Here is an 11,719-nt window from a genome sequence, read left to right on the forward strand (position 1 = left end):
AGTGAGTTCTTTTCTTCTTCCGTGAATTCTAGGTTAATCATGTTTTTAATGAGTGCTTTGCTTCTAATTATGACTCTTAAACTATATTATTGTCCTTGAGTAAAAAATGCAAGTTGTAGCCGTGCAAAGTATATCAAAGTAATTCACCAGATTTGGTCCAGAAACCTCTGCCGACGATGTATGACCTACCTAGTGAAGATCCCGAGGAGCCTGGATTGCCAGACGAGTTTCATAATTTCCAGCCCCAGTTACTCCGAGAAACCTGTCAGCCCAAAACCTATAGTGGTGATGAGATTTTTATCGGCACTGACATCAACCTTTATCCCACATTCCGCACCCTAAGCTGTCACAGAGAGAAATTACGGAGAGAAAAAATCAAAGTGAGCATAAAAATAAACATAAGGAGCGAAAAAAGGCATTTGAGAAACAGTAAAGCACCAAAAATGGCATCAAAACCTATTCTCAATAAGGAGCAATAAGAATTAACACCACCTAGAGGAGTCAACAGATAAATAAAAGAAGAAATCCAAGAGATAAATCATAATTTAGACTAATCAATTAAAGTAAAAAACTAAATTATAGACATAGTAAAATGGAGCTATAAATCAAAGATATTAGCTCATGTTCACTCATAGAAATTAAATTGATAGAGATAATAATTAGGTGGCTAATTGATAGTAACGTAAACAATCATCTGGTAAAAGACGCAAGATAAAATCTCTGTCCTTATTCCAATTAGAAATATGTTCCTCCTGATTGAGTGTAATCAAATGAATACAATGAAAGCATTGAAAAATCCAGCGTAAAGTAGGGGAATTAGTTGCTTTACCTAATTGATTTTTAATTGTTGATTTAGACTCCAAGAGAGCATTTCTAATTTGACGTTGAGCCAATGTATAAACCAAGAGACATAAACCCATAATCATTCCCATAGACTCTATTCTCTCAGGACTTTTAAGGAAAATACTATCGGCAAAAAATAATGGGTCTTTGAGAAAACCAAACCCCCGTTCACATGATTGTTGAGCTTTATATTCCCTGAGCATAGAATCATCACTAAGTTCCTGTGAATCTAAAACATTCGTAGCAATAATAAAACGTCCTGCACTCAGCAATTCTGTATTAATTTTACTTTCATCCTGGCAGACTGTAGCTGATATTTGGTAGGATATTTCATTGAGAGAATCTTTTTTATTAGATTTGGCTGGAGTCACCTTACTTTCGTTAATTTGGTGATATTTGAACTGGGTTGATAATTTTGATAATGCCTTGATAGCATCTGCTTCACAAGCAAATCTCTCTTGTGATAACTTTTTCAAATCAAGAACCGCTTTTGATTCGGCTTTGGTAATTTTTTGGGTGAGTTTACGCAGGTCTGATTCTCTTCTTTCTTGACTTTGTACTACTAACCATCTTTGTTCTATTCCTGCATATTTTTCGGTTTTTGATCCTAATTTATATCCTGGTATTGTACTATCAATAAATTCTGATTCTGGGATTGTTGATATTAATGATTTTGCTGTTTTTATGCTTAATGGTACTCGACATAACCACTGTAAATCTGACATCATTTTCAGGTTTGATTCTGTATATAATGCTGAGTCAGCAACCATGAGACTATTAACTTCTAATTGTTTGTGATATTCTACTGCTATTTGACCAAAACATGATGAGTCTGCTTGGTTTCCTGATGCTAGTTTCAAAAATATTGGGATGTCTCCATCTCCTGAACATATCATTTCTATGATGAACTGTTTTAAGTCCGGCCGATGGTCACGAGAATAACCATAAGTGATGGTTATTTCTTTTGGTGATTTTACTGCTATTTCTTCTAATTCTTGGTTATTTCCTATTTTTTGATTCTCAAATATTACTTCTGGTAAGCTAGTGTTATACTGCCCCTGTACGTGCATTGATGATGAGTCTAGATGTGATGTTGATAGTGATACTCCAAATTTTTGGGCGGCTTTTACTGCGATGATAAAAAAGATTGTATCTAATCCTTTTATAAATAGTTTATCCATGACTCTCCCCAATTTATCGTCGTTGAGATATTCTGGTTTTACTCCTGCTCCTATTAGATGTTCACAGGCGATTGTTTCAAAATATTCGGGAAACATATATAACGGTTTGGAGACAAATCCTAACCCGTTTATTATCATGGCTTTTACTACTTGACCTGCATTTACTTTTTCGTCTTTTTCGATTCCTATTAATTCATTTATTATTTCTACTATTCCGATTGAATCTATGATTCCTGCTACTATCCCTAGATGGTCTATGTTCTGAATTTCTATTTCTTGAGGTTTTAATTTCACAACAGATTCCTCCACTACTTCTATTGTAATCAATTATTTCTTGTTTTCTGAACAATTATTTTTTTCTCTTGAATTTTCTCTTTCTCGCTCCATACCCCTTTTAATGCTATATATTCTCATTAACCCTTTTAACCTTTGAATTAATTTTAGTTATTATGTACTACTTTAATGGCTTTTTTGATCTGTGACAGTTGAGGGTGCGGAATGTGGGCTTAAAATCTGGCGACCGCTTGTTTCTAACAACGGGATTGCCGTCATCTCGGAGATGAGTTGGTTTACCAATGAGCTACCAGAGCCGGCTGTGGCCTATTGGCAAAACGCCTATCATACAATGGGTAATGAGTTTGAGAATATCGTTCGGGCTAATAGGTCTGGTTTTAAGGTACTTTCTACCCAGAGGCTGCCCAGTCAGGTTTGGTGGCTAAATTATTATCAACCTCTCCGTGAGCGAATCGGGCAGCTGGAAATCAGCCCAAGTAGCTCATCGGTTATTCGTGAAACTGAAGAAGAGATGAAACTTTTTGAGAAATTCAGCAACTTCTATGGTTATACCTTCTATGTTCTGCAAGCGGCCTAGGAAAAAAGCCGTCCAATTTATGATCAGCTTTGTTTCGCAGTAATTCCTATCGTTAGGTGCAAAAACTACAGGAAACTCCCACCCTGCAGCAATTGCGGGAACAACAGATTAGAATTATCCAAACTCGTTAAAATAGGGGAGATTTGGCTATCTCCCCCCACACCACACCGCGATAAATCCCACAATTAACGCACTTCAAACAAACGATTATCCGGTAAATTACTAATCGCTCGCTGGAGACTATTCAAGGATCTATTGTAATCGACGATCGCCTGTAGATAACGGCTTCTGGCATCGGTTAAATCCCGTTGGGAGTTGATCACATCCGTTTGGGTTCCCACACCCGCCTGAAAGCGTAAACGGGCTAATCGCAGACTTTCCGTGGCGGATTCAATGCTTTTTTGCGAAGTTTTGATGTTTTCTTGGTTAGAAATCAAACTATAGTAGGATTCCTCCACTTGAAGGCGAATTTCATTGCGACGGGAGGAAAATTCCGTATCGGCGCGATCGATATTTCTTTCCGCTTGACGAGCGCGAGCAAAAGCACGACCACCATCAAAAAAAGTCCAACGAATCCGGCCACCGACGCTAAAACCATCGCCAAAACCAGCTTCATCACTGAGATCGTTGAGGACATTATACTCGCCCAGAAGGTCCACTTGGGGAATCACCGCCGAAATAGCGATCGAGCGGTCTTCTGCGCTAATTTCCCGTTGTAAGAGTTGTTGTTCTAATTCGGCGCGATTTTTGTAGGCCAAAACGATACTATCATCAAGACTCAAGCCCCAAGTTCCCGCCTCGCGAATCTCATCGGCAGCGGTTAACTCGATGTGTTGGCCGACACTCAATATCTGTGCCAGTCGCCGTCGGGAAATACGCTGGGTAGAAATCGACCGGGTTAAGTCTTGGTTAGCGTTGGCTAGGTCAACTTCCGCCTGTAGGACAGCAAATCGGGTTCCTAGTCCCGCTTGCTCCAATAATTGAGCATCCCGTAAACTTTGACTAGCATCTTCGATCGAGGCTTGGGCGATCGCTACTTGGGCATCACCCCTCTGCAATTCATAATAGGCATCGGTGGCATCAAAACGAGTTTGTTCCGAGACTCGTTCCACCTCTAATTCCCGTTGCCGGATGACCTTTTCGGCCCTTTTGATCTGGGCTGCCCGTTCACCCCCTGTATAAACCCCATAGACGATCTGAACACTACCCTGAATGTTAGTACTATCTTCGGGTGTAGCGGCTGGGATTCCCTGTTGACGAGCTAACTCATTCTGTCGTTGGGCAACAGCAGATTGATCCTGGGTGAGACTGGCCTCTGCGGAGGCCGTGGGTAATAAAGCGGCCTGTTGTTCCTTTAATTGGGCGCGAGCGATTTCTAAATCGACCCTGGCGGTCTGTAAGGTCTGATTATTTTTTAAAGCTAATTCGATCGCTTGATTTAAGGTGATCGGTTGTACTACCCTAATATTCACCTCATCTGGTTTGGTGGGAAAAATTAGGGGATTGCCACTAGGATTAAGATAATTAGGGGCTTTGGGATCCGCTTCCGTGGTCGCCGGTGCCGCCGAGGGGCCGGGTAACTGAGAAACTGGATTGGCAGTAGGTTGCGGTTTCTTCAACAAATCCGCAGCGGACTGAGTTTGTGCCTTAACCGAGGATTCAGCCAAGAAAATCAACCCAAGCACCGCACTCACGGTAATACCATAACGCAAGAGCAACATGAGTATCTCGAAAGTAAACAGTAAACGATAAGAAGTAAATAAGCTCACACCACTATGTTGGCCGATTACTAATTACCGATAGTAACACGGGAGCTTGACTCGTATTGCTCGTGAGACGGGTTTGGGACGGGAGAGTCTCTATAAATCTTTGTCGAATCAGGGTAATCCAGAGTTTGCTACAGTTCTTAAGGTTTTGCAAGCACTTGGGTTACGCCTGCAAGTTGTACCCATTGCCTAAAAATCCCTAATCACTAATCCTACTCCATCCCGACGCGGATCGCCCGTAGCGGTTAATTCCCCCCGATCATTCACTGCCACCCCATGCACACCCCCAAAAAACATATTTTGTTCTTGCCACCGGGATACTTGAGTATTTGCGGGTAAAACCAGATTTTTGAGCATATTTTCCCGATCTTCTAAAGGTTCAATTCCTAATTGTTGATTTTCCCAATGTAGGCGCGAGGCGGCGATCGCATCGGCTAAAGATTGCCGAAAATCGATTAAATTACTAATAACCTGCAAAATAGCGGTGCGAATGCGATTGGAACCCCCAGAACCGAGAACAAATCGCGGCTTTCCTTCCTCTAAAATCATCGTCGGCGACATCATTGAGGATAAACGACGATCAACGGGCCAATTGTGAAAACCAAAGGGATTTAAGTCCGCTTCCCCGATCATATTATTGAGCATAATTCCCGTCCCCGGCACGGTATAAGCTGATCCTTCCCCGTTGGAAAAGGTGGCACTGGCGGCATTACCTTCCCCATCGATAACACTAATATGGGTGGTACTGCCCCATTTATTGGGATATTTGCCTAAAAATTCCGACGAGAGGAATTGCTCTTCGATTCCCTCCTGATGGATAAAATTATCGTAGCCTTGGGCGCGCGCTTGATTGGTTAAGGCCATCACCTCCGTTAAAATTTGCAGATGTTTGGCTCCTAGATGCTCTAAAGCCGATAAATTAACTGCTTCTAGTAATTTTAGGGCAAAAGCTAGGAGAATTCCCCCAGAACTAGGAGGCGGATTAGTCAGTATTTCGTAACCCCGATATTGGCTTTTTAGGGGTTTTCTCTCAAGGACTTGGTAATGATTTAAATCCTCTAGGGTAAGATAACCACCCTCCTGCATATCTTTGGCAATTTGGTGGGCGATTTCTCCCTCATAAAAGTCTTTTACGCCTTTTTTGCTTAATTCTTCTAAAGTGTTGGCAAAATCGCCCATCACACAGCGATCGCCAGCTTGGAGGAGTTTTCCTTGGGGAGCATAGACTTTTAAACCCTCTCTATCTTTGAGCAGGATCGAAGCGAGTAAACCCAGGCAAAAGCCGTTATATTGGCTCAAAATGTAGCCTTGTCGAGCATATTCGATCGCTGGCTCCGCTACCACGGCAAAGGGCAATTTTCCCAGTTTTTTCTGCACTATTTCCAATCCCCGTAACGCCCCGGTCGTAGCGACCGCACCTCGGCCAATGTGAAAATCTTGACTAGCACCACCAAAATCGATCGCCACTGGGTAAAAGTCGATATTTGTCAAGGGTTTTTTATATTTTGGAGTTTGACAAAAAAAATCAAAAATGGTATTGACTTTTTCTTTGGTATGTGCTAGTAAAAAACCGCCGCCTCCCGCGGAAGCGAGGGTGAATTCGACCACGAAAGCCGCTAAAATCGAGCCAACTATCGCATCGAAGGCATTTCCGCCCATTTCTAAGATTAATTGTCCAGCTTCGGCAGTTTTTGGATGTCCTGCGGCGATAGCGCCCTTGCTTTTGCGAGTCACTTTGATTCAGTTATCAGTTATCAGTTATCAGTTATCAGTGGGGAGATGGGGGTGTGGGGTGTGGGGAAGTGGGGAAGTGGGGAAGTGGGGAGAAGGGAGAATAAATAGAAATAATCTCCTGTCTCCTGTCTCGGAGTCTCCTGTCTCCTGTCCCCTGAATAGAGCTATTTTTTTAATTGCTTAACCGCTTGATAGATTTCGGGTAAACGCTTGTAAGCGGCTGCTACCTTGAGGAATAGCTTATGGGGGATAGCGGGAGAGCCAGAAACCACTTCTCCAGCCCCGATATCGTTGTGAATGCCAGCTTGGGCTGTTGCGATCGCACCGTCCCCGATCGCCGCTTGATTGGCAATGCCCACCTGTCCCGCTAAAATAACGCGATTGCCCACTTTTACGCCTCCTGCCATGCCTACCTGTCCGGCAAGGGCGCAAGCTTGGCCAATTTGGCAATTATGGGCAATATGGACGAGATTATCGATCTTAGTCTGGCTACCGATGCGGGTTTCTCCCACTGCCGGGCGATCAACGGCGCTATTGCAGCCAATTTCTACCCCATCTTCTAAGACCACGATACCCGATTGTTCCATCTTAAACCAGCCTTCGGGAACTGGCACAAAACCGAAGCCCTCAGCACCGATAACGGCGCCACTGTGGATAACGCAATCATTGCCGATTTGTACCCGTTCATGGATGGTACAGTTAGCGTGGAGAATTGTGCGATCACCAATATGCACCCCGGGGTAAATAACGGCGTTAGGATGAATGCACACCCCATCACCGAGGGTGACATTGGCTTCTACCACGGCATGGGCCCCGATGGCGACTTTATGGCCGATTTTAGCCGATGGATGCACCACGGCGGTGGCGTGAATGTAGGGTTGGGGCTGAAAGGGTTGATAGAATAATTTGATGGCGTGGGCGAATAAAAGTCGGGGATTGGCACTAGCTAACCAAGCGATGCCGCGTTCGTCGGCCTGTTGTTGTAAATTGGTATCCAGGGGCAGAATTAGGGCAGTAGCGTCAGTTTTGGCGACAAAGGCAGCAAATTTTCCCCCTTCGATATAGCTAATGGTATCGACTAGGGCGGTTTCGATGGGAGTTATGGCTTTAATTTGGGGATTTCTGTCGGGATAGGCGGTCAAACTCTGGGATTGTACTAAAGGACTTAATTTTTGGGCAATTTCACTAAATTTCATAAATATATATTGCGATCAAGATAGGGCTTATCCTAGGATAGTTTAAAACTATACTGATAATCTTGTCGTTATTATAGTCAAAAAAGTTGCTAGTTTTTTAGGGAATAATCCCTGTTTTCCATTTCAACAAAGCCGATCTCGATCTAGAGCGATTTTGGAGATAAGTTTGCTCTCTCCAAAACCGATTGGTTTTAGTTTTTACTACTCGATCGAGTTAATAAAATTGACCCGAACAGTATTAAGGCGATCAGAGTTGATGGTTCGGGAACTGTTTGAAAATCTAGGTTAAAAATTCCTGACTCTCCCCAAGAAAGGCTAAGATCTACCAGCTTAAAACTGGCTGAATATTTTCCCGGTCGAGAGGCAAGAAACTTCGGTAAAAAGGAGAAGTTATCACCAGTCCCGATCGCATAGATATCGCCAGCATTAGCTAAAATTGTCTGTCCTAAAGAGTTAGCTACGGTTAATCCATCACTAATCTCTAACAGTTGTAAGGATAGGTTGGCATTACCTAAAGACCGATTCCACCGTCCACCAGAACTGTTAAAAAGAGCTTGTTCTCCCAAGTCAGAGGAATTATTAATAGTTGCCACTGATTGCATCAGTAGATTGCTATATTCCTCCCCAGTGGCAGCACTAACAAAACTATTCTGAAAAATTCCTTTTCCCGCAATTAAGGAGAGAGAAGGCAATCCTGTAGAAGTCTCAGGAATGCGATTATTGCTGTTAGTAGGATTAACTACCGGATTACTAGACGGTCCGGAATAACTGTAAGTGCCGATACCGTGAAAATGAGGGGTTCCCTCTCGGTGAGCAACCAGAAGAGTTAACCGGTTATAGTTAGGATTGGCTAATCCCTCATAGATGCCCCGAGTTAAGGTGATTTGATTATCCACCCCGATATAAAATTCTGGCAAACTCTGACCAATGGCAGGCTCTTCAGCCTTAGCCACCGTTACCAGGGCGAAAGAAAGCGATAAAATGAAGCTAACAGCGATAAATGGATATTTAGGGCTTTTTTCGCCGATTTTATTCCCAGCACAAACTAATCCTACCCCAGAGACCTGTAGAACCATGATTTCTCTCCTTAATTAGAACGATAATCATTATCATTCTAGCAAAAAACCCTTGTTCCGATTCACTTTTGCCAACAAAGTTAATTTAAGTTAACGTGAACAATGCTGTCCCAATAAGTTGCCCGAGCATCTAAAGGGGTCGAGGTCGATCAAGGAACAGGCAACGCCGGAACAGCAGCGGGTCCTCTGGGGATGAGGCCAAATCCCGTCAAAGTTTATCTTGATCAAAAAAGATAAACAAAGCTGTACTAGATTTTGCAGTGGGGAATCTGGGTTAAAATAGACCGAGAAAGTTAACAAAAAAATTGTCTCGCTCAAGTCGGCGAAAATCAGCTTATGACCCTTGCGGTGGCGATCGAAAAGTTAAAAAAATCCTACGGTCAGACAGCAGCGGTTAAAGATATCTCCTTTACCGTGGCAGCGGGAGAAATCTTCGGTTTACTCGGTCCCAATGGTGCGGGGAAAACCACCACGATTCGCTGTCTTTGCACCCTTGCTAAACCCGATGGCGGCAAAATCGAGGTGGGGGGTGTCGATGCCCTGAATAACCCCAAATCCGCCCGTAAACGCCTGGGTTACGTTGCCCAAGAAGTCGCCCTCGATAAAATGCTCACCGGCCGGGAACTGTTGCAACTACAAGCGGCTCTCTATCACATTCCTGCTCAAAAGTCAAGAGAGCGCATCAAAGAATTAATAAATCTTTTAGGATTAGAGGAATACGCCGACAAAAAAACGGGGACCTATTCCGGCGGCATCAAAAAACGGCTGGATTTAGCGGCGGGATTACTGCATCAGCCGGAAGTTTTGGTGCTGGATGAACCGACTGTGGGACTCGATATCGAAAGTCGTTTGATTGTCTGGGATTTTCTGCGACAATTGCGGGCGGCTGGAACCAGTGTATTAATTACCAGCCATTATCTCGAAGAAATTGACGCTTTGGCCGATAACTTGGCAATTATCGACAATGGTATCGTCATCGCTCGCGGTACCCCCTCACAACTGAAGGAGCAACTGGGTGGCGATCGCATTACCCTAAAAGTGCGAGAATTTTCCCCAGAGGAAGAGGCCCGAAAAGCGAAAGAGTTATTATCCCGTCTGCCTTTTGTCGAGGAAGTAATCGTTAATACCGCCCAGGGTAACTCCCTGAATCTCATCGTCACGGCCAATAGCAATCCTTTAAGCAAAATTGAACAAACCCTAGCCGAATCGGGATTACCCGTGTTCAGCATGGCCCAATCCCGTCCTAGTCTCGATGATGTCTATCTGGCGGCCACCGGACGCACCCTGATGGATGCGGAAATTGCCGCCGCCAGCAGTCGCGACCTCAAGGCGGAGAAAAAACAAGCGATGAAGGAATCCTAGTCCGGCGAGAAAGGCTGTAATATTGCCTAATTGCCCGGTTAAATCATCTATAATTGGAGCGATCGATTATATATCAATCATTATGAAAGATAAACGGGTATTGCTGACCGGCGGTACGGGAGGACTGGGTTTAGGAGTCACTCCGGCGGTTTTACACCATGGCGGTCAACTAACCATGACCTATCGGGAGGAAAGGGAGGTAGGTCGTCTGAAATCTCGGCTGAGTGCGGCGGAATTTGAGCGTATTCGCTTTGTCAGGGTGGATTTAACCCAAGAAACTGCCGTGGCTAGATTAATTGATGATCTCGGTCGGGTCGATGTTTTAATTCATCTAGTCGGGGGTTTTACCATGGGGGCGACGGAGGAGTTTAGCTATGAAGATTGGCTAAAAATGTTCGATTTAAACCTCCATAGCACTTTTTTACTGTGTAAACACTGTTTACGCTCGATGAAACTTCATAACTATGGTCGTATCGTCACTATCGGTTCTCGTGGTGCCGTACAACCGGGGGCAAATTTGGCCGCCTATTGTGCCTCGAAAGCGGCGGTAGTGGCTTTAACCCAAGCGATCGCAGAAGAAACCAAACAGACTAATATTACCGCTAACGTGGTTTTGCCCAGCATTATCGATACTCCGGGCAACCGGGAAGCGATGGGAGAGGCAAATGCCAAGGACTGGGTAAGTCCCCAATCTCTAGCCGAGGTGATCTGTTTTCTGGCGGGGGAAGGGGCGAAAGACTTGCGCGGGGCGGCAATTCCCGTCTATGGTTCCCTGTGAGTGGTTTTTTGTCTTCAGGCTGATACACTGATGACGGCACTCGCTCTCGCTAAAAATTGGGGTTAATTTATGCTTATTCGGATTCTTATCAGTCTTACTATCTTACTTTTATCCTATCTGCTCGGTTCGATTCCCACGGGTTATTTAATCGGTAAATACAGCAAAGGTATCGATATTCGTGACTATGGTTCCGGTTCCACTGGGGCCACCAATGTGTTGAGAACTCTGGGAAAAACTGCCGGGGCGATGGTGTTATTAATTGATATGTTAAAGGGAATGGTGGCGGTGTCCCTAGTACGAGGGCTATATTTTATGGATGTCAATCCTCTCCCAGAAAGTTGGTATTATTGGTTAATTATCGGGGCAGCATTGGGGGCAATCATCGGTCATAGTAAATCGATTTTCTTGAATTTTAGCGGTGGTAAATCCGTCGCCACCAGTTTAGGGGTTTTATTGGTGATGAATCCCCTAGTGGCTTGCGGAACTTTGGCGAGTTTTTTGGTTATTCTGGCACTTTTCCGGATTGTTTCTTTAGGTTCGATTATCGGGGCGCTGGTGGTGAATATTTTAATGGTTGTTTTGGGTCAACCTCTCCCCTATATTTTATTTAGTTTGATGGGGGGAATCTATGTGATTGTTCGTCATCAGGGTAATATTAAAAGATTGTTGGCAGGGACGGAACCAAAAATAGGTCAGAAAGTACAGCAATCATCGGAAGTAAGTTAATAACTTTCTCAAGTCAGAATAACCACTGTGAAATGAAGTTGACGGCTCATCGAAAATTTGGGTCTGAAACCCCGTCGTTCTACGACGGCTTTACTGTTAAATATTAGCACATTTACGAAATATATGCTAAAATGTGAGGTATGGAAAAAGCCTATTCGTTTCGATTTTACCCCACACCCGAACAAG

At 43.9% G+C, this 11,719-nt stretch carries 11 protein-coding genes; 6 read left to right on the plus strand and 5 right to left on the minus strand.

The features are described from left to right. Positions 1-659 precede the first annotated feature (659 nt). Positions 660-2,318: an IS1634 family transposase gene (locus IM477_RS07395; RefSeq protein WP_287731159.1), complete on the minus strand. Its 1,659-nt coding sequence runs from the start codon at positions 2,316-2,318 to the stop codon at positions 660-662. Between the two features lie 265 nt (positions 2,319-2,583). Here IM477_RS07395 and IM477_RS07400 point away from each other — a divergent pair, with 265 nt between their 5' ends. After that, on the plus strand, positions 2,584-2,895 hold the full coding sequence (locus IM477_RS07400) for a hypothetical protein (RefSeq protein ID WP_287731160.1): 312 nt from the start codon (positions 2,584-2,586) through the stop codon (positions 2,893-2,895). 185 nt (positions 2,896-3,080) lie between these two features. Here IM477_RS07400 and IM477_RS07405 read toward each other — a convergent pair whose 3' ends face one another. Beyond that, positions 3,081-4,616, minus strand: coding sequence for a TolC family protein (locus IM477_RS07405; RefSeq protein WP_287731168.1), 1,536 nt, complete (start codon positions 4,614-4,616; stop codon positions 3,081-3,083). A gap of 94 nt (positions 4,617-4,710) precedes the next feature. Between IM477_RS07405 and IM477_RS07410 the strand changes: the two genes are divergently transcribed. Continuing rightward, complete coding sequence (locus IM477_RS07410) at positions 4,711-4,854, plus strand: addiction module antidote protein (RefSeq protein ID WP_287731161.1); 144 nt, start codon at positions 4,711-4,713, stop codon at positions 4,852-4,854. On the opposite strand, the gene ggt is transcribed toward IM477_RS07410, so the two are convergent. From ggt to IM477_RS07425, 3 genes are all read right to left on the minus strand, one after another. After that, positions 4,851-6,395 (minus strand): gamma-glutamyltransferase, encoded by a 1,545-nt coding sequence (ggt, locus tag IM477_RS07415; protein WP_287731162.1) that lies wholly within the window; start codon positions 6,393-6,395, stop codon positions 4,851-4,853. The two genes, IM477_RS07410 and ggt, sit on opposite strands and share 4 nt — an antisense overlap. Positions 6,396-6,559: 164 nt before the next feature. After that, positions 6,560-7,591, minus strand: coding sequence for a UDP-3-O-(3-hydroxymyristoyl)glucosamine N-acyltransferase (gene lpxD / locus IM477_RS07420; protein WP_287731163.1), 1,032 nt, complete (start codon positions 7,589-7,591; stop codon positions 6,560-6,562). 191 nt (positions 7,592-7,782) lie between these two features. Further along, a complete protein-coding gene (locus IM477_RS07425) occupies positions 7,783-8,667 on the minus strand; it encodes an all3515 family Zur-repressed PEP-CTERM protein (RefSeq protein ID WP_287731164.1) in 885 nt (294 codons plus the stop codon). A gap of 336 nt (positions 8,668-9,003) precedes the next feature. Here IM477_RS07425 and IM477_RS07430 point away from each other — a divergent pair, with 336 nt between their 5' ends. The 4 genes from IM477_RS07430 to IM477_RS23005 form a co-directional block, all read left to right on the plus strand. Then, positions 9,004-10,029, plus strand: coding sequence for an ABC transporter ATP-binding protein (locus IM477_RS07430; protein ID WP_287731165.1), 1,026 nt, complete (start codon positions 9,004-9,006; stop codon positions 10,027-10,029). Positions 10,030-10,111: 82 nt separating this feature from the next. Continuing rightward, positions 10,112-10,807, plus strand: coding sequence for a 3-oxoacyl-ACP reductase FabG (fabG, locus tag IM477_RS07435; RefSeq protein WP_287731166.1), 696 nt, complete (start codon positions 10,112-10,114; stop codon positions 10,805-10,807). Positions 10,808-10,876: 69 nt separating this feature from the next. Next, positions 10,877-11,533: a glycerol-3-phosphate 1-O-acyltransferase PlsY gene (gene plsY, locus IM477_RS07440; protein WP_502866536.1), complete on the plus strand. Its 657-nt coding sequence runs from the start codon at positions 10,877-10,879 to the stop codon at positions 11,531-11,533. A 140-nt stretch (positions 11,534-11,673) separates the two neighbouring features. Beyond that, on the plus strand, positions 11,674-11,719 hold a 46-nt coding region (locus IM477_RS23005), incomplete at its 3' end, for a helix-turn-helix domain-containing protein (RefSeq protein WP_353737100.1).

The sequence above is a fragment of the Microcystis sp. M090S1 genome (assembly GCF_020246295.1).
In the GTDB taxonomy this organism is placed as follows: Bacteria; Cyanobacteriota; Cyanobacteriia; order Cyanobacteriales; family Microcystaceae; genus Microcystis; species Microcystis aeruginosa.